The organism is Armatimonas rosea (assembly GCF_014202505.1).
Taxonomy (GTDB): domain Bacteria; phylum Armatimonadota; class Armatimonadia; order Armatimonadales; family Armatimonadaceae; genus Armatimonas; species Armatimonas rosea.
In genome coordinates this window covers 1-23,518 of record NZ_JACHGW010000008.1, presented here as the reverse complement: position 1 = coordinate 23,518, position 23,518 = coordinate 1, and the positions used below count along the sequence as shown (strand labels likewise).

At 60.7% G+C, this 23,518-nt stretch carries 26 protein-coding genes and 2 tRNA genes; 19 read left to right on the top strand and 9 right to left on the bottom strand.

The features are described 5' to 3' along the window. From HNQ39_RS27250 to HNQ39_RS27225, 6 genes are all read left to right on the top strand, one after another. Entirely contained in the window at positions 1–417 is a 417-nt protein-coding gene (locus HNQ39_RS27250) for an element excision factor XisH family protein (RefSeq protein ID WP_184203761.1), read from the top strand. Further along, on the top strand, positions 405–740 hold the full coding sequence (locus tag HNQ39_RS27245) for a XisI protein (protein ID WP_184203760.1): 336 nt from the start codon (positions 405–407) through the stop codon (positions 738–740). The genes HNQ39_RS27250 and HNQ39_RS27245 overlap by 13 nt, the downstream gene beginning before the upstream one ends. 156 nt (positions 741–896) lie before the next feature. Then, positions 897–2,156 carry an AAA family ATPase gene (locus tag HNQ39_RS27240; protein ID WP_184203759.1) on the top strand — a complete coding sequence of 420 codons (1,260 nt, stop codon included), beginning with the start codon at positions 897–899 and terminating at the stop codon, positions 2,154–2,156. Continuing rightward, positions 2,153–2,815: a retron system putative HNH endonuclease gene (locus HNQ39_RS27235; RefSeq protein WP_184203758.1), complete on the top strand. Its 663-nt coding sequence runs from the start codon at positions 2,153–2,155 to the stop codon at positions 2,813–2,815. Before HNQ39_RS27240 ends, HNQ39_RS27235 begins: the two co-directional genes overlap by 4 nt. Before the next feature lie 16 nt (positions 2,816–2,831). Beyond that, complete coding sequence (locus HNQ39_RS27230; RefSeq protein ID WP_184203757.1) at positions 2,832–3,434, top strand: SWIM zinc finger family protein; 603 nt, start codon at positions 2,832–2,834, stop codon at positions 3,432–3,434. Positions 3,435–3,514: 80 nt separating this feature from the next. Continuing rightward, a complete protein-coding gene (locus HNQ39_RS27225; protein ID WP_184203756.1) occupies positions 3,515–4,831 on the top strand; it encodes an O-acetylhomoserine aminocarboxypropyltransferase/cysteine synthase family protein in 1,317 nt (438 codons plus the stop codon). Between the two features lie 173 nt (positions 4,832–5,004). Here HNQ39_RS27225 and HNQ39_RS27220 read toward each other — a convergent pair whose 3' ends face one another. Both HNQ39_RS27220 and HNQ39_RS27215 read right to left on the bottom strand, forming a co-directional pair. Beyond that, positions 5,005–5,529, bottom strand: coding sequence for an ankyrin repeat domain-containing protein (locus tag HNQ39_RS27220; RefSeq protein WP_184203755.1), 525 nt, complete (start codon positions 5,527–5,529; stop codon positions 5,005–5,007). Between the two features lie 30 nt (positions 5,530–5,559). Continuing rightward, positions 5,560–6,372 carry an ankyrin repeat domain-containing protein gene (locus tag HNQ39_RS27215; protein WP_184203754.1) on the bottom strand — a complete coding sequence of 271 codons (813 nt, stop codon included), beginning with the start codon at positions 6,370–6,372 and terminating at the stop codon, positions 5,560–5,562. A 57-nt stretch (positions 6,373–6,429) separates the two neighbouring features. Between HNQ39_RS27215 and HNQ39_RS27210 the strand changes: the two genes are divergently transcribed. The 7 genes from HNQ39_RS27210 (at position 6,430) to HNQ39_RS27185 (ending at position 11,413) form a co-directional block, all read left to right on the top strand. Continuing rightward, positions 6,430–6,645 (top strand): hypothetical protein, encoded by a 216-nt coding sequence (locus tag HNQ39_RS27210; protein ID WP_184203753.1) that lies wholly within the window; start codon positions 6,430–6,432, stop codon positions 6,643–6,645. Between the two features lies 1 nt (position 6,646). Then, the gene (locus HNQ39_RS27205) at positions 6,647–7,126 is read left to right on the top strand and encodes an HNH endonuclease (RefSeq protein WP_184203752.1); all 480 of its coding nucleotides are present in this window, start codon (positions 6,647–6,649) and stop codon (positions 7,124–7,126) included. Between the two features lie 128 nt (positions 7,127–7,254). Beyond that, entirely contained in the window at positions 7,255–8,304 is a 1,050-nt protein-coding gene (locus HNQ39_RS27200) for a glycoside hydrolase family protein (RefSeq protein WP_184203751.1), read from the top strand. Further along, the gene (locus HNQ39_RS30890; protein WP_221290392.1) at positions 8,301–8,696 is read left to right on the top strand and encodes a DUF6331 family protein; all 396 of its coding nucleotides are present in this window, start codon (positions 8,301–8,303) and stop codon (positions 8,694–8,696) included. The genes HNQ39_RS27200 and HNQ39_RS30890 overlap by 4 nt, the downstream gene beginning before the upstream one ends. Positions 8,697–8,727: 31 nt before the next feature. Further along, positions 8,728–9,105 (top strand): hypothetical protein, encoded by a 378-nt coding sequence (locus tag HNQ39_RS27195; RefSeq protein ID WP_184203750.1) that lies wholly within the window; start codon positions 8,728–8,730, stop codon positions 9,103–9,105. 101 nt (positions 9,106–9,206) lie between these two features. Beyond that, on the top strand, positions 9,207–9,989 hold the full coding sequence (locus HNQ39_RS27190; protein WP_184203749.1) for an inositol oxygenase: 783 nt from the start codon (positions 9,207–9,209) through the stop codon (positions 9,987–9,989). Between the two features lie 86 nt (positions 9,990–10,075). Next, the gene (locus HNQ39_RS27185; protein ID WP_184203748.1) at positions 10,076–11,413 is read left to right on the top strand and encodes a pyridoxal phosphate-dependent decarboxylase family protein; all 1,338 of its coding nucleotides are present in this window, start codon (positions 10,076–10,078) and stop codon (positions 11,411–11,413) included. Here HNQ39_RS27185 and HNQ39_RS27180 read toward each other — a convergent pair. Further along, the gene (locus HNQ39_RS27180; RefSeq protein ID WP_184203747.1) at positions 11,385–12,107 is read right to left on the bottom strand and encodes a spondin domain-containing protein; all 723 of its coding nucleotides are present in this window, start codon (positions 12,105–12,107) and stop codon (positions 11,385–11,387) included. The genes HNQ39_RS27185 and HNQ39_RS27180 overlap by 29 nt on opposite strands. A gap of 158 nt (positions 12,108–12,265) precedes the next feature. Between HNQ39_RS27180 and HNQ39_RS27175 the strand changes: the two genes are divergently transcribed. Next, positions 12,266–13,285, top strand: a complete 1,020-nt coding sequence (locus HNQ39_RS27175; RefSeq protein WP_184203746.1) for a PEP-CTERM sorting domain-containing protein — start codon at positions 12,266–12,268, stop codon at positions 13,283–13,285. A 48-nt stretch (positions 13,286–13,333) separates the two neighbouring features. Here the strand turns inward: HNQ39_RS27175 and HNQ39_RS27170 are convergent. Beyond that, positions 13,334–13,407: transfer RNA gene (locus tag HNQ39_RS27170), tRNA-Met, on the bottom strand. Between the two features lie 29 nt (positions 13,408–13,436). Next, the gene (locus HNQ39_RS27165) at positions 13,437–14,375 is read right to left on the bottom strand and encodes an NHL domain-containing protein (RefSeq protein ID WP_184203745.1); all 939 of its coding nucleotides are present in this window, start codon (positions 14,373–14,375) and stop codon (positions 13,437–13,439) included. Between the two features lie 15 nt (positions 14,376–14,390). Between HNQ39_RS27165 and HNQ39_RS27160 the strand changes: the two genes are divergently transcribed. Genes HNQ39_RS27160 through HNQ39_RS27150 form a run of 3 tightly spaced genes read left to right on the top strand, consistent with a single transcriptional unit; the run spans position 14,391 to position 17,581 of the window. Next, a complete protein-coding gene (locus tag HNQ39_RS27160; protein ID WP_184203744.1) occupies positions 14,391–15,281 on the top strand; it encodes an archaemetzincin in 891 nt (296 codons plus the stop codon). Then, positions 15,278–16,669 carry an AAA-like domain-containing protein gene (locus HNQ39_RS27155; RefSeq protein WP_184203743.1) on the top strand — a complete coding sequence of 464 codons (1,392 nt, stop codon included), beginning with the start codon at positions 15,278–15,280 and terminating at the stop codon, positions 16,667–16,669. Before HNQ39_RS27160 ends, HNQ39_RS27155 begins: the two co-directional genes overlap by 4 nt. Positions 16,670–16,693: 24 nt before the next feature. Beyond that, the gene (locus HNQ39_RS27150; protein ID WP_184203742.1) at positions 16,694–17,581 is read left to right on the top strand and encodes a TIGR01777 family oxidoreductase; all 888 of its coding nucleotides are present in this window, start codon (positions 16,694–16,696) and stop codon (positions 17,579–17,581) included. On the opposite strand, the gene HNQ39_RS27145 is transcribed toward HNQ39_RS27150, so the two are convergent. Continuing rightward, on the bottom strand, positions 17,565–18,371 hold the full coding sequence (locus HNQ39_RS27145) for a hypothetical protein (protein WP_184203741.1): 807 nt from the start codon (positions 18,369–18,371) through the stop codon (positions 17,565–17,567). The two genes, HNQ39_RS27150 and HNQ39_RS27145, sit on opposite strands and share 17 nt — an antisense overlap. Before the next feature lie 33 nt (positions 18,372–18,404). Between HNQ39_RS27145 and HNQ39_RS27140 the strand changes: the two genes are divergently transcribed. Together HNQ39_RS27140 and HNQ39_RS27135 are read left to right on the top strand one after the other, a co-directional pair. Then, a tRNA-Ala gene (locus HNQ39_RS27140) sits at positions 18,405–18,475 on the top strand. A 35-nt stretch (positions 18,476–18,510) separates the two neighbouring features. Continuing rightward, positions 18,511–19,146 (top strand): uracil-DNA glycosylase, encoded by a 636-nt coding sequence (locus tag HNQ39_RS27135; protein ID WP_184203740.1) that lies wholly within the window; start codon positions 18,511–18,513, stop codon positions 19,144–19,146. Positions 19,147–19,337: 191 nt separating this feature from the next. On the opposite strand, the gene HNQ39_RS27130 is transcribed toward HNQ39_RS27135, so the two are convergent. From HNQ39_RS27130 to HNQ39_RS27120, 3 genes are read right to left on the bottom strand one after another with little or no spacing between them, the layout of a single operon-like run. Continuing rightward, positions 19,338–20,099, bottom strand: a complete 762-nt coding sequence (locus HNQ39_RS27130) for an ABC transporter ATP-binding protein (protein WP_184203739.1) — start codon at positions 20,097–20,099, stop codon at positions 19,338–19,340. Positions 20,100–20,104: 5 nt separating this feature from the next. Next, on the bottom strand, positions 20,105–21,667 hold the full coding sequence (locus HNQ39_RS27125; RefSeq protein WP_184203738.1) for a hypothetical protein: 1,563 nt from the start codon (positions 21,665–21,667) through the stop codon (positions 20,105–20,107). 25 nt (positions 21,668–21,692) lie between these two features. Then, positions 21,693–23,120, bottom strand: a complete 1,428-nt coding sequence (locus HNQ39_RS27120; protein WP_184203737.1) for a TolC family protein — start codon at positions 23,118–23,120, stop codon at positions 21,693–21,695. Between the last annotated feature and the right edge of the window lie 398 nt (positions 23,121–23,518).

The window sequence follows — 23,518 nt, the reverse complement described above, 5'->3', positions numbered from 1 at the left end:
ATGCCTGCGCTAGATCGTTTCCATCACGCTGTCCGAAATGCTCTTGTGAAAGACGGGTGGACGATCACGCACGAGCCTTATGTTCTCACCACGAAATCGCGGACGCTTTTTGTTGATCTTGGAGCAGAGTTCGTTCTCGGGGCGGAGAAAAGCACCCAAAAAATTGCCGTCGAGATCAAAACCTTTGCAGGCAAAAGCGAGGTCGCGGATCTTGAAAGTGCCATCGGACAGTTCATCGTCTACCGCTCCACGATGCGACGCCACGACCCTGATCGACAGCTCTATCTTGCCGTTCCACAGGCAGCTCTATCGGGTATCTTTACAGAAGAGGTAGGACTGAACCTGATCGAGGATGGCCTTGTTTTACTAATTGGATACGACCCTACCAGTGAGGTGATAACCAAATGGATACCTTAGCTTCCTATCGTGAGAAAATAGTAGCCGTATTTCGTACTTGGGAATCATGGCCGGGCAACAAAGCACACTTTGCCATTGAGTCCGTGATTGATGAGAAACAAGACCGCTATATCCTGGCAAATGTCGGCTGGGATGGCTACCGTCGCCTCTACGGAACGCTTGTCCACATTGATATTCTCGATGGCAAGCTCTGGATTCAAAAAGACGACACTGAAGAAGGAATTGCCACAGAGCTACTTAAAGCCGGTATCCCCTCAGATAAGATAGTTCTCGCCTTTAAACACCCATCGCTTCGTCCCTACACCGAGTTCGCCGCTGCATAAAGCTCATGTCAAAAATAAAACTCTTCTTCAACAAACAAAATCAGTCTATTATCAAGCGGAGATGCTTCATCTCTTCTGAGAAATGCTTGATATGCGGCCGAAATTTCAGCATTGCCAATCGAAGATGCTTCGTTACAAATCTAACGGGATTTTATCATGCATGTTAGAAAGCTAAGCATTCATAACATAAAATGTTTCCAGAAGTCCGAATTTTCCTTTGCAAACGACAATGGAAACACTATAGCCAAGTGGGTAAATATAATTGGTGAAAATGCCACAGGAAAAACTACGGTATTACAATCAATAGCACTACTAATTGGAGGAGAGCCACTATGGGGATTTTTCTTCAAAGAACTAACCTCTTATTGGCCTAGACAAAATTCCCACATGAGTCAATTATCAGCATCAATAAAAGAAAATGACGATAATTTATGGGAATATGGTTTTTTCATACGAAATCAATCAATTACCTTTGCTGACATATACAATAAAACGCCAAAAGGCTTTTCGGCAGCTTATGGTGCCTTTCGCCGTCTATCTCGCAAAGAGTTTTCACCACTTATTGAATTTCAAGAGCAAGGTATACGAGCAAATTTCATAACTCTGTTTGATGAGGATACTCCTCTTACAACTTTTAATCAATGGATTTCATCTCTGGATTACCGCTCTGTGAAAGGTGACATGGCCGCCCGACGCAAACTGGAGTCAGGTTTAAGTGCGTTAAGTTTACTATTACCTGGTGGTGTCGAATTTGATAGAAGTGCTCTAGATAATGATGGACAAATTCGATTTATCGCTCAAGGTACATCAGTTCCAACCTATGCTCTCAGCGATGGCTATCGCTCCGTGCTTGCTCTTGGTGGTGATTTAATTTGGCGACTTATCAATGCTTTCCCCGACAGCGAAGACCCTATGAAAGAAGAAGGGGTTGTATTGATTGATGAGCTTGATATTCACCTTCACCCGCGCTGGCAGGCGTGGATCGCGCAGAAGTTGCGCTCTGCATTTCCCAATATTCAGTTCATTGTCGCCACCCACAGCCCCCTCGTGGCGATGGGGGCGTACTGGAACGGAGAAACGGGCGAGTTACGCGATGATGTGCTGACACTGAAGTTGGAGATCAACGACGGCAAGGCGAGTGTGCAGCGCATCGACGATGACCTAGCGGCGATGGACATCAACCGGGCGCTCGAAAGCCCTGCGTTCGGGATGGTGGCTCCGCGCCCACCTGAGGTAGAGAAGAAGATAGACCGCTACGATGAGTTGCTCGAAGTAGAGCAGCGCACGGCGGCAGAAGAGACGGAGCTACAGAAGCTTCAGAGGTTTATGGCCGAGGTCCGTCCTATTGGAGGAAAGCCAGCCCCTGGCTCGTTTGAGGCCAAGCTGGAGGACTACCTACGCGAGAAGCTGGGATGATTTCTGTCACTCGCACGGCAAAGCCAGCCATTTTAGTGGCAAATGAGGCCCTCTGGCTGGCGGAACTTCTGGCGGCAACCTCCCCCGAGGAGCGTAAAGCGAAACAAGACCGCTACCGCCATGTGGAGATTAAGCTGGCTCTAGAGGCGATGTTTCATGGCAAGTGCGCGTTTTGCGAGGCGTGTATCACGCATGTCGCTTACAGCGATATCGAGCACTTTCGCCCCAAAGCCCACTTTGAGCACCTAACCTTCGTTTGGGAAAACTTGCTACTCGCCTGCCCACGCTGCAATCAGGGGCATAAGCGCGATCATTTCCCTCTCGCTCCTGATGGAACCTCTCTGCTGCTCGACCCGACAAAAGACAACCCGACTGAGCACCTGCACTTTCGCTGGCACGCACAGAGCAATACCTCTGTTGTCTTAGGAAAGACGACTCGGGGGCGGACGACACGCCGCTTGCTGGGACTCAACCGCTCCAATCTGCGGGACGAGCGCGATAAACAAGTCAAACGTCTTGCCGTGCTGGCAACCTACGCTACCAGCGATCCAAAAGCAAAACAAATTCTTTGTGAGGCAATGCAAGCAAATCACCAATTTGCTGCATTTGCCCGAGCACTCGCGATCCAGCATGGCATCTCTTGCGATCCCGCGCCTTAGGGCCAACAATATCACCATGGGACGACGACCAAAAGAACAGCCCCCCATTGAGCCAGAGCCGACACCCGAGCCGATCTCACCGATTCGGCGGCGACGGCGGGCGGAGGCGGCGGCAGCGAGTGTGAAGCTTCCGCTGGAGGAAGTGCTGACCGAGGCGCGGCTGTTGCGCTACGCCGATGCCCGCTCGTGGAAGCTGGGGGAAGAGTACCTGGCGGCGGGTGCGGTGGTGCTGATGAAGGCCGATACGGAGCGGGTGACGGCGGCGATTCGGGGGACGCAGCCCTACACGGCGTCCCTCTCGGTGACGACGCGGGGGAACTTGCTCTACGACTGCTCCTGCCCTTACCACCAAGACGATGGCGCTTTCTGCAAGCACCTGGTCGCGCTGGGGCTGGCGTACGTGCGGCGCAACGCGGTCGAGGAGGTCGCCGTTCCCAAGGGCAGCACGATGGACACGATTCAGAAGCATCTGGAGACTTGCACCAAGGAGCAGCTCATCACACTCCTGATGGCCCAGTCGCTGGAGAACGAGCCGCTTCGCCGCCACCTGCTCTGGCTCGCCAAGCCAACGAGCGAGCCTGCTCGCCCTAGGCTGGTCTTCAAACCCGCAAGGGATTAAATCCAGACTAAGTCTATCGGAATTAATTGACATTGGTTTTTGCCTGACCTATAATCTAGCTGAACGGAAAGGAAATCCCTATGTCACTGGATGAATCCCAATTGCACTTCGATACCCTGGCACTGCACGCCGGGCAAGTCCCCGACCCCACGACGACCGCACGCGCGGTGCCGCTCTACCAGACCACGAGCTATGTCTTCAACGATGCCGACCATGCGGCGAATCTGTTTGGCCTGAAGGAGTTTGGCAATATCTACACCCGCCTGATGAACCCCACTACCGACGTCTTTGAGAAGCGCGTGGCGGCGCTCGAAGGGGGAATCGGCGGGCTGGCGGCGGCTTCCGGGCAGGCGGCAGAGACCCTGGCGATCCTGAATATTTTGAATGCGGGCGATCATATCGTCTCGTCGTCGTCGCTGTATGGGGGGACGTGGAATTTACTTCGCCACACGCTCCCCAAGCTAGGGATCACGACCACGTTTGTGGACCCGAGCAAGCCCGAGAACTTTGCGGCGGCGATCACAGACTCGACCCGGCTGATCTTTGCTGAGACCATGGGCAACCCCAAGCTCGACACGCTGGATATCGCGGCGGTGGCGGAGATCGCGCACGCCCATAAGATTCCGCTGATGATCGACAACACGGCGGCGTCCCCGGCCATCGTCAATCCCATCGCCCACGGTGCAGATATTGTCGTGCACTCGGCGACCAAGTTTATCGGGGGGCACGGGACCACCATTGGCGGCGTGATCGTCGATTCAGGCAAGTTTGACTGGGCGGCCTCAGGCAAGTTCCCGGACTTTACGTCGCCCGATCCCAGCTACCACGGCCTCGTTCTGGCGAGCTTGCCGGAGCCGCTGCGCTCGATGAGCTATATCCTCAAGGCACGCCTCCAGGGCCTGCGCGACATGGGTGCGGCGATCTCTCCCTTCAACTCGTGGCAGCTGATTATCGGGCTGGAGACCCTGCACCTGCGCATGGAGCGCCATAGCAAGAACGCGCTGGCGGTGGCGCAGTGGCTCAAGACCCACCCCAAGGTGACCTGGGTGAACTACCCCGGCCTCCCCGAGCACCCGGCGCATGAGATCGCCAACCGCTACCACAAGAAAGATAGCGACGGCAACACGCAGTACGGGGCGCTGGTTGGCTTTGGGGTGCAAGGCGGGGTCGATGCCGGCCGCAAGCTGGTGTCGTCGGTGAAGCTGCTCTCGCTGCTGGCCAATATCGGCGATGCGAAGAGCCTCATCATCCACCCCGCCAGCACGACCCACTCCCAGCTCACCGAGGAGGAGCAGGCCGCCACCGGCGTGACCCCAGACTTTGTGCGCCTCTCGATTGGTATCGAGCATGTCGGGGATATTATCGCCGACCTAGAGCAGGCGCTGGCGGGTATATAACCTCTTAACATCCCTCCCCCCGGCCCCCTCCCTTCCCCTGAAACCCTCGTTCCGAGGGGGGAAGGGAGGGGGAGATAAAAGAGGGGGTGGGTTGAGTGGCTCCCCTCCCTTCGTCCCAACGAAGTTGGGTTTCAAGCGAAGGGAGGGGCCGGGGGAGGGATGCCGGAGAGATGTCACCCAGCTAACAGCGCAACGACCTTCTGCGCCGCCTCGACGTAAGGGGTAAAGTGAGCACGGCGCACCGACTCCCGGACTCCGGGAATTGCCTCCGCCCTTTCCAGACGCTCTTGGTAGTAGCGTAAACTCTGCTCGGCCAGCGCCTGTGGGGTGATTCCCGCGTGATCGGGGCGCAGGGGATCGGCACCGGCAGCCAGCAAGAGTTGGATGCAGTCGGGGGAAGACAGCGCATAGTGGAGCTCCGTCTGCCCTTTTTGATCGCATGCCCCCACGGTCGCGCCCAGCTCCAGAAGCGTCCGCACCGCAGTAAAACTCACTTCGTCGCCATCCAGTGCGGTCAGGAGCGGGGTTAGCCCGTTGGCATCTTGGCAATCTATCGGCACCCCTTCGGCAATCAATCGCCGGATAATCTGCTCGGTCTCTGCACGAACATCCTCGCCCGTGACCGTTCTTTCTCCCGGCCAGCAGACGGCGTGCAGTGCTGTCCAGCCCGCATGAGTGAGAGGCGCGCCACGGTCCATCAGCCAGTCCAGCGCATCCGCATGCCGCCGCTAGGCGAGAGCAGGAAGCCGAGAGCCGCTCGCGGGCTCTAGCGGTGCCCCTGCATCCCGAAGCGCTTGGGCGGCGGCCCGGTGTCCTACATGGCAACGCTCGTACCCAAAGGCGTTCTCCAGTAGGCACCCCAGCACATCCTCGTTGTACTCAATGGCCTGATCTCGGCTTGCTCCGGCGGCCAAGAGCACCTGCACGACCTCGGCGGAACCTGCCCCACCGAGAATGGTTGTCATGCCCTGGCGGTCCATGACATTGGGATCGGCTCCCGCATCGAGGAGGAGCTGGACACACGCGGCAGAGCCCGATTTGGCGGCACGGAGCAGGGGAATCCCGTGAGAGTAGCCCTCGTCCGTGGGATGGGGCGAGACGCCACGCTCTAGCAAGAGCTTTACCCGCGTTGGATCGCCCGCATCGCAGGCTTCCCAGAGCATATAATTGGTGGGCTCCAGCCCGGCATCCAGCAGAAAGCGCAGGCGCTCTCCGTGGCTGGGGACATTGCGCCAAGGCAGGCACTCCCAGCGCCCACCCAGACCCGCAGCATACCAAGCGGCATTTTGGTGGCCGCGCTCATCGCTGGTGGCAAAGAGATCCGCGCCGTGCTCTAAAAGCCAAGCCAGAGTCGCCACCGTGGCCCCGTCCACGGAGCGCGCCGCGATCATCAGCGGTGTCACGTTCCCGCAAGCGCTGAGGTACTCCCACTCAAAATCGATCCGCGCATTGATGTCGGCCCCGTCCGCGATCAGACGCTCCAGCGCCGCACGATCCCCCAGACGGGCCGCACGGGCGAGCAACGGTTCCTCCTCAAACATCTCCTCCACTATACACCTGCTTGGTTGGTGTCCGTATTCCAGCGGTATAATCAGCGCATGCAAGAGCCCATTGAGAACGATCCCCTGATTGCGGCCAATGCTCGCCTGGACGAAGAAGCGGCGCTACTTCAGAGGGAGAACGAGGAGCTACGCCAGATACTCGCACGCAAGCGAGCACTGGTAGAGCGCCTGCGCATTCTGGTGCCCGAAGTGGAGAGCGAGAAAGCGGCCATTGATAGTGCCTTCTCGCGCCTGAGCCTTCGCCCCCGCTGAGATGCGTCTCACTGTCCGACGGCAAGTTCGCGAGCTTTTTAGTCGGCGCTGTGGCTACTGTGGCATCAGCGAGCTCGACAATGGGGCAGAGCTAACGATAGATCACTTTCAGCCTCAGGTGGCACAGGGCACCGATGCTCTGGAGAATCTTGTTTACTGCTGCCACGCCTGCAATGGTTTTAAAGGGGAGTTCTGGAATCCCGATCCTCAAGCGGTTTTGCGCCTCTTACACCCGCTTCGCGATAACCTCCCTGAGCACTTTACAGAGTCCGAAAGCGGGGAACTAGTTGCTCTAACAGAGACCGCAGGATTTCACATTGAGACACTCCATCTCAACCGTCCACAATTGGTGGGGCACCGACTGCGACTTCGACAAAATGAGCGGATGGCACGGGAGAACCTAGCATTTCGTGAACAAATCGAAGCCTACGAAGAAGAGCTACGCTCTCTCATCGAGCGCCTACGTCGTACCACTTCGTAAATACCCCATAAACCCGACGGTAAACCTCGGGGCAGTAGGGTACAATCCCCAAAATCGTCTAAGGTGGATAGCCACACCGTCACTCGCTCAACGGTTAGAAAACCGGCCTAACCAAATCCTTAACCCCCATGCAAACCTTCCTCCGTCACTTTTTGTCAGCCTTCTTTCTCTGCACTGCGACGCTACCCTGTGGTGCCCAGACGAACTACCAGGCCGCGGGGCATCCCACTTCCGATGAGGTGCTACTCTTTACCTCGTTTAAGGACCAAAAGGAAGGCCCGCACCTTTGGCAGAGCACCGACGGTATTCATTTCGCCCCGCTCAACAACGGAAAACCTTTCTTCCTGCCTCCCCCGTGGCCCAACGGTCAGAACTTGGTGCGCGATGCCTCGGTCCTCTACCGCGATGGTGTCTTCCATCTGGTCTGGACAACCGGCTGGACAACCCGAACCTTTGGCTACGCCTCCTCGAAGGATCTCGTGCAGTGGTCGGAGCCTAGACTGGTAACTCCTTTCCCGGCAAGCCTTCCCAAGGAGGATCAACCGAACAATGTCTGGGCACCGGAGCTGCATTGGGATCCGGCGAAGCAGGACTACTTCATCCTCTTCTCCAGCACGACGCCACGTGAGCGCGACAACGACAATGCCAGCAACAACGATGGCAAGATTGGTTCCCAATACGACAATCGCGTCTACATCACCAGAACCAAGGACTTCCAGACCTATAGCGCCCCTAAGGTCTTCTATCCCTGCGACTTCGCCTCTATCGACGCCGTGATGCGTCTGGATGAACCGAACAACCGCTGGGCCATGGTCATCAAGTGCTCGCGCAACTGGAATCTTCCCAAGATGCCGGGGCGCAACCTCTGGGTCACCTTCACGGGGCTGGACCTGGACCGTCCCAACTTCACCCCGCTTCAGGGACCGATCGCAGGAAATCACTCCCCCATGTTGTCTAATACGGATCCCGGAAAGTCGATGGCGGAGGGGCCCTCTCTGATCAAGTACCAGGACCATTGGATTCTTGTCTGGGACGAGCCGGCCGGGGACGGACTCCAGCTGGCCACTTCGAAAGATCTCTTGAAGTGGACTCATCGTAAGGAAGCGACACTGCCTCCTAAGGAGCTTCACGGAACCCTCTTCTACGCACCGAAATCGGCGGTCGGCTGGCTCAAATGAGGAAGGCTATCTCGATTGGCACGGAGCAGTGGATTAACGTCATTGATCTGACCGGACACTACGACCGAGCAATCGAGATCGATCCTCTACTGGTCCAACTTGAGCCGATGTGGGCCGCACTCGAAACTCATTGCGTTGCCGAGTGTTGCGGCTTAGACGCGTTCGACTTCACCCCCGAAGCCGTCGCGCACGCGGGAGCCAGACTCGATGCAGCGGTTGTGTGCGCCAACCTCGGCGAGCTAAGATCGTCGATTGCCGCGCTCGGGACGGATGTCCTTGTGAGCACTCGGCTCAACAGCTATGTAGATTACACAGCGTTTGACAGGCTCATCTCGCACCTACAGACCTGCTTTTGCCAAACGGCGAGCCATGGAAACCAACACCGAGCATAAGTTCCGGGACACTGGGGGATATAATCTCTTCATGAACATCTCGCTCGATCCCCCCACACAACGCCGTCTGGAGGCACTGGCCAAAAAGCAGAACCGTCCCACGGAGGAAGTTGCGGCAGCGCTCATGGCGGCGGCGCTGTTTCGAGAGCCAGTGCAGGATCGGGAGAGCGAGCTTTTACACGTGATCTCGGAGGGGCTACCCGAGACGCTCTGGGCAAGGAAAGCGGAGCTGGACACACGAGCCGAGTCCGCCACTCTTACCCCCGACCAGTACCAAGAGCGACTGGAGCTTCTCACCCAGATCGAGCGCTGGCAGGTCGCCCGACTGGAGGCAGTGGTCGAGCTGGCCCAGCTTCGGGAGGAAACGCCCGCATCCGTCATGCAGACACTGGGTATTCTCCCACTCTGATGCGGCTCACGGTGCAAGAGCACACGGCGGAGAGTTAGATAAGGAGCCTCCTCTAACTTCCGTGGGCAGGAAATCCCGCTGTTTTTGCCGAACGGTGGGGCATGGAAACCAACACCGAGCATAAGTTCCGGGACTACGAGGCCGAGGCCCGCGATACCGTCAAGACCTTCTACCGCCTCAACCACACCCACCAGACCCTGGACTTTGTGAAGGCCAAGAAAGCCGACTACCTGGCGCTGAACCGGCGCGAGATGGGCATCTGGGAGGCGATGGAGTTTCTCAACGAGCTGATCGACGACTCCGACCCCGACGGCGACTTTACCCAGATCGAGCACCTGCTGATGACCTCCGAGGCGATCCGCAAGGACGGTCACCCGGACTGGTTTGTGCTCACCGGCCTCATCCACGATCTGGGGAAGATTCTCTGCCTCTTTGGCGAGCCGCAGTGGGCCGTGGTCGGGGATACGTTTGCGACCGGCTGCAAGTACTCGGAGAAGTGTGTCTACCCCGAGTTCTTCGCCCTCAACCCCGATAGCCAGGTGGCTGAGTACCAGACCGAGTACGGCATCTACGAGCCGGAGACGGGCCTCGACAACGTGCATCTCTCGTGGGGCCACGACGAGTACCTCTACCACGTGGTCAAGGACCACCTCCCCGACGAGGCGCTCTACATGATCCGCTTTCACTCCTTCTACCCCTGGCACAACGAGGGCGCCTACACGCACCTCACCAGCGCCAAGGACCGCCAGCTTTTAAGCGCCGTCAAAGCCTTCAACCCCTACGACCTCTACACCAAGACCGACGAGCGCCCCGACGTGGCCGCCCTGAAGCCCTACTACCTAGAGCTCATCGACCAGTTCTTCCCCGCCAAGCTGCGGTGGTAACTGCCCCCTAACCCCCGCCGGGCGGGGGGAAGATAAGGAATCCGATTCTGCTTTGTCCCCCCGCTGGGCGGGGGCTAGGGGGGAAGATGCCCAACGACAGCACGCTCGATATCTTGAAAGACGCCCTCGCCACGCTCGGGGCGGGCTTCTCGGACCTGCCGCCGCACGCGGAGACTGCCGATCCTGCGACGCTCGCGGCGGTCTTGCAGGAGGTGGCGGTTCGGCTTCAGGACAACTATCCCTACTTTCATCCCCTTTATGCTGGGCAGATGCTCAAGCCGCCGCACCCGGTCGCGCGGCTGGCGTACCAGCTCGCGCTGTACGTCAATCCGAACAACCACGCGCTCGACGGCGGGCGGGCGAGCTCCCAAATGGAGAAAGAGGCGGTCGCGCAGCTGGCGGCGATGTTTGGGTGGACAACGTTTCTGGGGCACCTGACCAGCGGCGGGACGATGGCGAATTTAGAGGCGCTCTGGGTGGCGGGGCGGCTCGCGCCGGGGAAAGTCGTGCTGGCATCGTCGCAGGCGCACTACACGCACTCCCGGATCAGCGCGGTGCTGGGCCTGCCCTTTGAGGCGGTGCCCGTGGATCGCTTTGGGCGCATGGACATGGCGGCACTGGAGGCGCGGCTGGAGCGCGGCGATATCGGCTGTGTCGTGGCGACCCTGGGAACCACCGCGACCGGCTCGGTCGATCCCCTGCCCCAGATCCTGGCGCTGCGCGAGAGGTACGGCTTCCGGCTCCACACCGACGCGGCCTACGGCGGCTACTTCGGGCTGGCAGCGAACCTGGGACCTGAGGCGCGCGCGGCGTTTGAGCGGATCGGGGACGTCGACTCGCTGGTGATCGACCCGCACAAGCATGGGCTCCAGCCCTACGGCTGCGGCTGCGTGCTGTTCTCCGATCCCAGTGTCGGGCGCTTCTACAAGCACGACTCACCCTACACCTACTTCAGCTCCACCGAGCTTCATCTAGGGGAGATCAGCCTGGAGTGCTCGCGCGCCGGAGCCGCCGCGGTCGCACTCTGGGCAACCCAGCGCCTCCTGCCGCCCGTGCCGGGTGGGGAGTTTGCCGGGATGCTCGCCCAGTGCCGAAGTGCGGCCCTTGCTCTCTACGAGCGCCTCGCCGCCGATCCGCGTTTTCTAGTCGGCTTTGCGCCGGAGCTGGATATTGTCGTGTGGGGCGTGCGAGACATGTCAGCGCGTGCGGTGTTTGAGGAGGCGGCTCGGCGCGGGCTGCACCTCGCCCTCGCCGAGCTACCGGGAGCGTTCTTTGGCCTCGAAGGGGAGACGCGTGTCTCCTGCCTGCGCTCGGTGCAGATGAAGCCCGAGCACGCGGATTTGGAGTGGCAGGAGACCCTCTGGCGCCTCCTCTCCGAGGCCACCGATGCGGTCGCTAGCCCATCGGGACATCCACCGGGGTAATGGTCACGCGGGCCACCGGGTTCTGGCTGGCCGGGATCGAGCCATTGCTCCAGTTCCAGGAGAGCGGCGCATCCGCACGGCCCGTGATGCCCTCGTGGACACGGATCACGCCGTTCTCGGGGTCGCGGGCATTGCCACCGCCCAGTGCTCCCAGAAACCCACGCTTCTCGCTATTGAGCTCCGTGCCAGCATCCATTCCCAGCACGTCGTAGGTCTTGGCCCCCACCTGGTCGAAGAGATTGATGCTATTTTGCCCGCCAAAGCCATCGTTGGTGCGCCCCAGCATCCAAGCATGCGAGAGATAAGGATGGGCAGCGTCCACGGTCACACGAACGGTTACCGAAGTGCCCGGAAGTAGCGGAGACGAGAGCGGTGTCTGCAGCGACAGGATGCTACTTCCCACGAGTGGCTGCAGTGCGCTCACCATCGGTGCCCGGTTCCCCGCCTCTGCGATATTCTGAATCCCATTGGATGCCGTTTGACCTAGATCAAAGAGCTTCACGCTGGAATCATGCGTAATAAACACGGGAGGAGAGAAAGGTTGACCACTATTCTCAGCGGGATTAGTTAAATCAGTTAATGTAATATCAAATGTCCGTGTTGCAGAAAGCTGAGTACCAGAAGCACAGCCTGTCAGCAGTGCAATCGCAGAGACAAGGGCTGCACCCGACAGAAAAAGGGTTGATCGTTTCATTGGAAGTTTACTCCATTTAAATTCCGCACCATAGCGGGCGGTTGTTGCCCTAATAACTAACGACGATTCTGAAAAGTTCAATCTCCGCGAAAAATATTCCGGTGATCTTCGTGGCACGATTCTTGCACAATTGCTGCTCTGTAGAAGGAGTTTTAAGGATGCAATTTTCGTTTAAAAGGGGACTGGCTGTCCTCGGAGTGCTGGCGCTCACAAGCGGCGCTCAGGCACAGAATCTCTATGTCGGGGACTTTTCTGGCAACTCGGTATTGCGCTTCAATGCGTTTACCGGCGGTCTCCCCGATGCGACAATCCCCTCGCTAACCCAGCCCGACCACATTCAGACCACGGCCAACGATCTCTATATCGCCGCCTTTGGCGATGGCGCGGTCTTTAAGTACAACCGCACCAACCTCGCCGCGCCACGCACGACCCTGATCAGCCTCAACAACGTGATCGGGCTTCAGCTCAATCCCGCAGGCACCGAGCTGATTACCACCAACACGCAGGGGGTTCAGAACGCCAGCATTCGGCGCTACTCGATCACGGGAAGCCTCCTCGACACCGTGGATATCTCGGGGATTGCCAACGATCCCTGGTCCGTTCGTCTGGACTCGGCCAACAACCGCCTGCTCTTCTCCATGGGCTTTTTCAGCAACAGCGCCAACCAGGGAATCTACACCCTCCCGCTGAACTTCACCAGCGCCAGTGTCCCGACCGCCCTGGTCACGGGGGCAAGCCTCAATGGCATCAGCCGCCCCGGGGGAATCGCGATCCTGCCCAACGGCGACTTCTTCACGGTCGGGAGCCTCTTTGCGGGCGGCCCGCTCCGCATCAACCGCTACAACGCCGCCGGGAGCTACCTCACCACGGTGACCGATGGCGCGGGCGGGGCGATCTTCAACAACCTCAGCGGCTTTGACCTCGCCATTGGCCCCGACGGCAACCTCTACGCCACCGCCAACCCCACCAGCGGCGGCAATGGGAGTGTCCTGAAGATCAACGCCACCACCAACACCTTTGATAGTGTCTTTGTGGGCCCCGCGGCCAATATCCAGATCGCCAAGACCCTCTACTTCGATAGCTTCGCGGGCTCCACCGCCGCCCCGGAGCCAGGGACACTTGCCCTCGGCGCGCTAGGCCTGCTCGGCCTTGTCGCCGCCCGACGCCGCAAGCACTAAAAGAAAAAATCCCTATATGGATACTGCATCCATATAGGGATTTCTCTATAGCGGGAAGGGGACTTGAACCCCTGACCTATGGGTTATGAATCCATCGCTCTAACCAGCTGAGCTATCCCGCCAGATAGCGACGGTAATTCTATCGCGATTCTTACCTCTTTGCAACTCGGCGGATACGGTGATTGAGGGTGTCGCCGATATAGAGTGCGCCGTCTGGGCCAACGGTCACGCCGTGGGGGCGATCTAGCCCCGCTTCGGTTGCCGGGCCACCGTCGCCGCCCGCGCCTTTCCGCCCTCCTGTCACCGTGGTGATCACGCCCGTCTTGGCGTCGATGCGCCGGATCGCATGGTTCTCCGTATCGACAATAAAGAGATTCCCTGCCTTGTCGCACGCCGCGCCCTTGGGGCCGTTGAAGGTCGCCTCGGTCGCCGGGCCGCCATCGCCCGTGTAGCCTTTCTTGCCCGTCCCCGCAATCGTCGTGATGATGCCCTGTGCATCCACGCGACGGACACAGTTGCCTTCTCGCTCGATGATATAGACAAACTCTCTAGAGCAGCACACCGCCCGAGCGCCAAAGATATCCGCCTGCGCCGCCGGGCCACCGTCGCCTGTGTGCGCCCGCTTGCCCGTCCCTGCGAAGACTTGAGGATTGCCGATTCCCATCCCCACACCAAGCCGGTAGATCAGGCAGGCCTTCACATCGGCGATATAGAGCCAGCGGCCATCGCCCGAGACCGCCACATCGTGGGGCTCTTGGAACACAAAGTCGTGGGGCTGGGAGTCGTGGCGGATCTTGTGGCTAACCCGGTGGGCCGTCCAGAGAAGCTGGCCTTGTACCGCCACGGCCACCAGATCCTCGGCGGTCTGAATCGCGCCCGATTCCTTGCGCTGGTCGTAGAGCGTGGTGATTTTTTGGGTCTTCGCCTCGATCTTGCGGAGCGCATTGACGCCCGCCTCGGCCACATAGAGGTTGCCTTTTTTATCGAACGCCAGCGTAAACGGGTCCTGGATTCCCGCGTCCTTGGCCGCGCCGCCGTCGCCGCTGTGCTCGGGCTTGCCGGTGCCCGCAAAGGTGGTAATGATATCCATGCCGAAGATTATACTATGGTGCGCACCTTTCAACTGTTTCTGCTTGGTCTGGCGCTGGCGGGAGGCGTGTTTTTCCTGCTCCGGAGCCAGCACCACCGGCCCGCGCGTGCGCTCACCCAGCACCCCGATGCCACCGTGCGCCGCCTTGCTCCTCTCTACCCCCGCTTTGAGGAGACCGACTGGAGCTTCCGCCACCCTGAGGAGGTGCCACAGACCCTGGAGGCCTTTCGAGCACAGCGCACGCCCCTCACGGACCGCAAGGCGCACTCGTTTTATATCCAGCCCATCGGCCGGTTTGGGAAAGACCAGCAGCAGCTCCTGACCGATACGGCGACTCTCTTGGAGCACTGGTTTGGCTCGCCCGTCAAGACCCTGCCGCCCATCGCGCTGGAGAGCCTCCCGGCGAGCGCCCGCCGCGGCGCTCAGCTCCTGACCGGGGTGCTCCTCAACCAGGTTTTGCTTCCCCAGCGCCCTGCTGATGCCATCGCGGTGCTGGGGGTCACCACGGCGGACCTCACCCCAGGCGAGGGCTGGAACTTTGTCTTTGGGCAGGCCTCGCTGGTCAATCGAGTGGGGGTCTGGTCGCTGGCGCGGCTGATCGATCCCAACGGCGACCTCGCACGCACCCGGCTACGCTTCTTCAAGCTCGCGACACACGAGACGGGCCACATGTACGGAATGGAGCACTGCCTTATCGCACGGTGTGGGATGAACGGCTGCAACAGCATCATGGAGACCGATCACGCCCCCCTCGCCTTCTGCCCCGAGTGCGCCGCCAAGCTCTGGCATGCCACGGGGCTCCGCCCCACGGCCTGGTTCAGCGAGCTAGAGGCGTTTGCGCGGGCGCAGAACCTCAAGAGCGAGGCGACTCTCTGGCGGCGCTCCCGCGAGGTGCTCCCCCAATGAACGGTTTCTTTGTCGCGGGAGGCAACCTCGCGCCCGATGCCCGGTGCTACGTGCGCCGCCAGGCCGACGATGCCCTGCTGGCGGCGCTGCTCTCGCGGGAGTTTAGCTATGTCCTGGACACACGTCAGGTCGGCAAGTCTAGCCTGATGGTGCGCGCCGCCGCCCAGCTCCGCCGGGAGGAGGTCCGGGTGGCGATCCTCGACCTGACCGGTGTCGGGCAGAATGTCTCCCCGGAGCAGTGGTACAGCGGCCTGCTCGCCCAGCTCGGTGCGGCGATTGGGCTCGAGGACGCGCTGGAGGACTTCAGTGAGACCCGCCCGCAGCTCGGGCCGGCACAGCGGTTCTTTGCGGCGCTCCGTGAGGTCGCGCTCCCGGCCAGCCCTCGCCCGCTGACCCTCTTTGTGGACGAGATCGACGCCGTGCGCTCGCTACCGTTCCCCACCGATGAGTTCTTTGCCGGGGTGCGTGCCTGCTACAACCGCCGCGCCGACGACCCCGAGCTCTTGCGCTTGACGTTCTGCCTGCTGGGCTCGGCCACCCCCGATAGCCTCGTGCGCGATGCCCGTGTCACCCCGTTCAATATCGGCCAGCGGATCGTCCCCACCGACTTCACGCTTTTGGAGGCCCGCCCCCTCGCGGAGGGCTTCGGCGACGGCGGGATGCACGCGATCGAGCGGATTCTCTACTGGACCGATGGGCACCCCTACCTCACCCAGCGGCTCTGCCAGGCGGTCGCAGAGGTCGGGCGCTGGGACAATGACTCCGTGGACCGGGCGGTGGCGCGGCTGTTTTTCCATGAGTCGGCGCGTGAAGAGGAGACCAACCTGAGCTTTGTCCAGCGGCGCGTGCTGGAGGGCGGGGAGGATGTCACGGCCCTGCTGGAGCTCTACCGTCGCGCCCGCCGCCGGGAGGTCAAGGAAGAGCCGGGAAGCCCCCTGGGCGCCATCCTGAAGCTCTCGGGGATCGTCCGTAGCGTGCGCAGCCAGCTCCGGGTGCGCAACCGTATCTACGCCCGTGTCTTCGACGAGGCCTGGATCAACCGGAGCATCCCCGATGGCGAGCGGCGGCGGCAGCGGGCGGCGTTCTACCGCGGTCTGCTTCCCACGGCGTCGGTGGGGCTCGCGGGCCTCGCTGCGACTGGCGTGCTGACCGTGCGCTCCGTGCGCGCGGAGCGGGAGGCCACCCGCTCGCTCAATGAGGTGCGCCTGCGCGAGCAGCGCTGGAAAGAGGCGCTGGAGGCCCTCGCCAACGAGCGCGCCAGCCACTCCAGCGCCGATGCCGCCCTGCGCCAGCTCGCCGAGGACCGCCTGCGCACGTCCCAAGAGGAGAACCTGATGCTGCGCAAGCGCCTGGGAATCTCGCCCGAGACCGACCTGCGCCTGCGCTGAGGCCAAATCAGGTACTCTCCTGGTATGAAGATCGTGATCGCGGGAGCCTCAGGCTTTATCGGGCAGGCGCTGAGTGCGCACCTCACTTCCTCGGGCCACACGGTCCAGTCCCTCAGCCGCACGGCCAAGCCCGGCCAGCTCCACTGGGACGATACCCTCGGCTGGCGCACCGCCGTGGCGCAGGCCGATGCGGTGATCAATCTCTGTGGGGTCTCGGTGGCGGCCAAGCGCTGGAACGACGAGGTCCGCGATGAGATTTTAAGCAGCCGGGTGGAGCCCACCCGCAAGCTGGCATCGGCGCGCCCCAAGGTCCTGCTCAATGCGTCGGCGGTCGGGTTCTACGGCGACCACGGCGATGACGAGATCACGGAGGAGACGGCTCCCGTGCCGGACTACTTCACCCATGTCTGCTCCCGCTGGGAAGAGGCGACCCAGGAGGCGGTGAGCAGCGGCGGGCGCGTGGCCTTTCTGCGGATCGGGCAGGTCTTTGCGCGCGGCGGTGGGGTGATCGAGAGCATGCTCAATCCCCCGCAGGTGCCCTTCTCTCCCTGGAAGCTCGGGCTCGGCGGGCCGCTGGGCAACGGGCGCCAGTGGGTTCCGTGGGTCCACCGCGACGATGTCCTGGGGCTGTTTACGCTCGCGCTGGAGAACCCGACTGTCTCCGGCCCGCTCAATGCCGTCGCCCCCAACCCGGTCACCGGCCAGGTGCTCGCCGATGCGCTGGGGGAGCTCCTAGGAAAACCCGCCCGCTTCCCCGTGCCGCTCTTCGCCCTCAAGGCTCTCGTAGGCGAGTTCGCCGACTACCTGGTCGCCAGCCAGCGGGTAATCCCCCAGCGCGCCCTCGCCCTCGGCTACAGCTTCCGTTGGCCCACCCTCGAAGCCGCCCTCGCCGACGTTATCCCATCGCTTTGAGGAAGCTCTTAAAATCGGCCACCCGTGCGGCAGCCCGTACCCACTGGTGGCCGTCGTGGGTAAGCAAAACACGGACATCGCGCGGTGCCTGTGGATTCAGCGCCACCGCAAACCGCCGCTCCCAATGAGGGTGGTTGTAGTAGCCGCGTAGCTCTGTGGGGGCATGGACAAGCTGGGAGATCGCGAGGATGGGAGCAAGCCGCGGCCCACTCTGTTTTGCAATCTCCAGAAGGATAGGGAGGCGTTGCGGCTCAGGTAGTAGTGGCAGAGGAGTGATCGGGTAGGGAAAGGCCGCATTGATTCCCTCAGCCAGTCCTCCTGCACGCTGGAGCCAGACGAGTGCGCTATCACGCCGAAGCTGAGTTACCCAGTCATCGCGCACTGCACGTTCCCAGCCCTCGGTCACTTCACCTACGATGCTCACGTGCCGCCGCGCCGCACTGACAATCCGGGTACTAGGATGCAGCGTCAGCGCTTCCATCAGGAGCTGTGGTGCACTCTCATCACTCAGGAGCCGCAGGATAAAGTTGCTGGGTAAGCTTCGCAGAAAGTCCTCGTCTTTTCGATACACCTCCCAAGCCGGATTCTGCAGGGCAGCAGGGCACACCTGAGGGACGAGCTGAGCGAGGAGGCGAGAGGGACAGCTTGGATTGCGTGCCAGTCTCTCTTGAATGACTTGGTACTGTTGGACGGGCAGGTAGTGATAGTGCTGATACGCATACCAGAGCTGGTCCGCCGTCGCCTGGGGATCGTCGAGGTAGCCATTCAAAACTTTATCCAGGTGCTGCATCGTTTGTTATACCCCAGGTAAAATCATGCGTGGAGAGCAGTAGCTCAATGGAAGAGCGCTTTAATGGCATTAAAGAGGTGTGGGTTCGACTCCGGCCTGCTTTCCGCCTTTGCATACAAGTAGGTACAATCAAGCCGCTATGACGGAAAAAGAATCGCGGATTGCGGCCCTACGCGAGGAGGCACTGGGCTGCCAGGGCTGCGGACTCTGTGAGACACGCACGAATGTGGTCTTTGGCGAGGGCAACCCCAACAGCCCCCTGGTGATTGTCGGTGAGGGCCCCGGCGAGACGGAAGACAAGACCGGCCGCCCGTTTGTGGGCCGCGCGGGGCAGCTCCTCGACGAGTGCCTCTATGCGTGTGGGATCACGCGCAAGCATATCTTTATCACCAATGTCGTCCGCTGCCGCCCGACTCTCGTGGGGGAGACGGGTCGCCTACAAAACCGCCCGCCCACCGCCGACGAAGCCAGCGCCTGCGTGAGTAGCTGGCTGGAGCCGATTCTGGGGACGATCGAGCCGCTGGTGATTCTCTGCCTGGGAGCGCCCTCGGCCAACACGATCATCCACAAGGGCTTTAAGATCACCAGTGAGCGCGGAAAGTTCTTCGAGAGCTGCTACGCCCGCTACGCCATCGCCGGCCTGCACCCCGCCTACATTCTGCGGCAAGAAGGCGCCGCCTACGACCACGCCCGCGAGCTCCTGATCGCCGATATCGAAGCCGCCCGAAAGAAAGTGGTCGAGGCCAAAAAAGAGCCCCCGAGGACGTTGTTCTAGCTCGCCCTTTTGATCGCCCCCATAAACGGGGGCGTCTTGCTATCCTCGTGCCTCGGATACAAAGGGCTGCGCCCATCCCGATCCGCGTGAACGCGCGGTATGGCCGGAGGCCTTCGTGTCGGAGCCTGCGACGACAGCAAGACGCCCCGGTTCATCGGGGCGGTCAAAAGGGCGATCAAAGGCGCAAAAACCTAGCGCTTGATTCCCGCGGCGGCATCGTTACGGGCTTGCTCTTCCAGGAAGTGCTCCAGCTCGACGCGGGCGTCTTTGGGGTTGGCGACCTGGGTATCCTCGTGGATCAGGCCGTCACGGAAGCGAATGATACGCGTGGCGTGCTGGGCGATATCGTTCTCGTGAGTCACCATGACAATCGTCTTGCCCTCACGGTTGAGCTCCTGGAAGATTCCCATGATCTCAAAGCTCGTGCGGGTGTCCAGCGCGCCCGTGGGCTCGTCAGCCATGATCACGCGGGGGTCGTTGACCAGCGAGCGGGCGATGGCGACACGCTGCTGCTGGCCGCCCGAGAGCTCGTTGGGCTTGTGGTGGGTGCGGTCCCCCAGCCCGACCCGCTCCAGTGCCCACTTTGCCCGCTTCTCTTTGTTGGGCTTGCCCGCGTAGAGCATCGGCAGCTCCACCTGACGCTGGGCTGTCGTGCGGGGCAGCAGGTTGAAGCTCTGGAAGACAAAGCCAAACTTCTGGTTGCGGATATCGGCCAGGCGGTTGTCCGAGAGGCGGGAGACATCCTCGCCATCCAGCAGGTACTCGCCTCCCGTGGGCCGGTCCAAGCACCCCAGGATATTCATGTAGGTGGACTTGCCCGAACCCGAAGGCCCCATGATAGCAACAAACTCCCCCTCGTTGATCTGGAGCGTGATGCCAAGGAGCACCTTGACCTCGATCAGGCCGGTCTTATAGTTCTTGATGAGATCTCGCGTCTCGATAACAACGGGCATGTTTTTTACACTTTCGTATAGGTTTCGCTAAAGAGCAGCACTTTTTTCGGCTCCACGGGAGGGCTTCCCGGTGGCGGGGTGCGGTGGAGCATGTAGTAGAGGCTGACACGCTTGACCTGCTCCCCCTTGCTCGGCTTGGGATGGACCTGGAACCACTCCAGCAGCTTTGAGTGCACAAAGTAGGGGCGCTGCGCGGAGTAGTTTGCCATGTAGAGGTTCATCAGGTACTTGCGGTCGCGCTCGCTGGTGTACATCTTCAGCACCGAGGCGGGCTTTGCCCAGCTGACAGGCTTACCGTCTTGGAGCAGGTCCACCTGTGAGCCATCCTCACGCTCCACCGCCAGGATAAACCAGCCGTCGTCCTTGAAGGGAAAGGGCGCAAACATTCCCCACTGTTGGTCCAGGCGCACCAGCTTTGCGACCCAGGTCATGTTGTCGGTGAGACTGCCGTAGCGCTTCGCATCGACACCACGCAGGTTCCAGAGCACGGCAAAGACAATCGCGAGGCCCGCAAAGACCTGGGTTACCTTGGTCGGCCTCAGCTCGGGGAGCGGCGCTTGGCGCTGCACACGGCGGACAATCAGGCGATTGCGCCACCCCACAAGCGCGTGGTAGGCTCCCTCAAGACGCTGCTTCAGGCCACGGGCAGGCAGGCGCTGCCAGAGCGCCGCGAGCTTGTCCCAGAAAAGGGCGGGCAGGAACGGGATCCAGAGCATGCAGCTCGCCTCACTGATCGGGCCAACATCCATGAGGCCGCCGATCAGGACCAGGTGGAAGGTCCAGAACACCGCCACGCACCCTATCCGAACCCGCTCGGTCGCGACAGGGCAGAAGGCGACAATCCCCCCGAGCATCTCCAGGCCAATCGCCGCCCAGGTCATGAGCTTCAAGACAATCAGCGGCATGCCCAGCATCAGGCGTCCCAGGGCGGTCTGGTAGTGCTCGATGGAGAAGGCATAGTAGATCGCGGTGCCTTCGCCACGCCACTCGGGGGCGTACTTGAGCGCCGACGTGAACCAATAGAGCAGGGCGGTCTGGATCAGAATCCCCGCCGAGGCGAGCGAGAGGGTCCGGGCAGGCACAGGCTGCTGGTAGGCCTTACAGAGCGCACAGAGACCGTCCACGGAGAAGCGCGCCCCCAGCGGCAGGAACATCATCCAGAAGAGCGTATGGCGGATCATCTGATCGCCGCCGTGGAGGACATGTGGATTGCGGTTCTGGAGAGAGACCGTCAGCAGCCAGCAAAGAAAGGCAAAGAGACGGGAGCGGTAGCCCACGGCGAGGCAGACAGCGCACGCCGCGGTAAACAGAAAGAGAAAGACCTGCCAGCCCAGCTCCCCCGAGATCATGTGAAAAGACGCAAACGCCCAGAGCCGCTCCCAGATCTCGCCCGAGCTCCACATCTCGATACAGGCATTGGTGGGAAAGACTCCCTGGTCGGTGTAGTGCTGGCGTAGGAACCGCGCCCGGTCCAGCAAGTCCCAGACCAGAAAGACTCCCATCGCAATGCGTAGCAAGGCCAGGCTCCGTAGATCGATCCCAAAGAGCCGATCCCAGAGCCCAGTCAAGGCTGCATTTTTTCTTTCCACGAGGCTACTTTGTCGCAGCACGACCGATACGATCGGCCTGCCCGAGGGAGCGGGTCAGGCGCGCATCGGCAGTATAGAAGTTATAGAGTGCCTGGACATTGTTGATCTCAGCCTGCACGAGCGCGGTCTGGGCCGTGATAACCTCAACCGTGCTCCCGGCGCCCAGCTTTAGGGCCTCGGACGCCGCCTCGTAGTTCTTGCGTGCTGCCGCCAGCGCAGACTCGGTGGCTGCGATACTGACCCGCGCTTGCCCCAGGTTCCGCCAGGACTGCTCCACCTCCAGTGCAACCGTCTGCTTCTGGTTCTCAAGCTGGGCAACTGTCGAGCGCTGGCTGGCCTCCGAGGCGTGGACATTGGCCCGGGACGCCCCACCATCGTAGAGCGGGTAGGTCAGGTTGGCAACCACCGCCCGGTTGTTTCCAATCTGGCGCGTCGGATCGTTGGCCGCATCGAGCTGGTAGCCCGCGGAGAGATCGACATTGAGGTTGGGGCGCGTGTTTAGCTGCGCTAGCTTCACCGTGGTCTCCCCGGCTGCTGCATTGACCTCACTCTGTTGAATATCAGGACGATTTGCCTGAGCCTCGGTGATCAGCTTGGGGATTGCCTGTGGGCTCGGCGTGTCTAGAGTTACCCCAGGCACGGTCGCGGTCATCGGGGTGGCCAGTGTCGGGGGCGGCACCTCTGCCAAGGCGAGCTTCCCGGTCCCGCTGATCCCCATCGCATTGCGGAGCTGGGTGTGAGCAATCTCCGCATTGTTCTGCGCCTGAAGTAGGTTCACGGTGGCGTTGAGGTAGTCCGCCTCGGCCTGAAAGACATCCTTTTTCGGGGTTGTCCCAACGGCATCGCTCGCCTGAAACCTGATCTGATCCAGGGTGGTCTTGGCACGATCCACCTGTGCCTGGGAGACCCGGACAAGCGCATCGGTCCGCAGGGCATTAAAGTAGGCATCGGCGACATTGCCAATGACGCTCTGGCGGGTATTCTGCTCCCCAAGCTCGGAGGCAGTGAGGCTCTGCTTTGCCTGTTTTGCGTTGAGATCGCGCCGCCCAGAGTCAAAGACACGGTAGCTCAGCGAGATCTGCTCCTGGCGCGTGGTGACAGTCTTGCCAGAAGGCAGCTCGGTCACGACCCCGTTCCCCTGGAACACCTGCACCTTTCCAAAGGTGTACTGGTTCTGAAAGTTATACGACGGCGTGACAGTGGGTAGGTAGCTTGCCTTGGTCTGCTTGAGGCGCTGGGCGGCAGATTCTTTGCTTGCTGCAGCAGCAACAAGCTGGGGCTGGCGATTGAGTGCCGTTGTGATGGCGGCAGAGAGCGTCATCGGCCCTGCGCCGGAGGACTGTGGATTGGCTTCGAGAGCAGCTTCCTGAGCCTGTGCAGCAACAATGGGCAAGATAGCCAGCAGTGGCACAAGAGCCACCCGAAGCGACATTACAAAACAATTCCTCATTACGATGTGTCCAAACCCCCTGAAACAGATACTGCTTCTTTAGATACCACGACAGGGTCTTTGTTACCTCCGGGAGATTAAAGGCAGGTGAAAAAACCTCGAAGCAAGTGTCGTAGGCATACTTTACCCGGAGGAATCCCACATGTCTATCAATGAGAGGGAAGGAATCAAGGGAGGATCTGCTAGAGCGAGGCAAAGACCGCCCAAAGCAGCAGCGTACCGACCACAGCAGCAGACAAGTAAAAGCGCGGCTCTGCTGGCTCACAAACGCAAAAGGCCTCGCCCCTCCCTACGATATTCGTAGAGAAAGACAAGGCCCTCACATAAATTCTGGCGTCGCGCTATTTTCCCAAAGGCTTATGCCCCCAGTATCTTCGCCG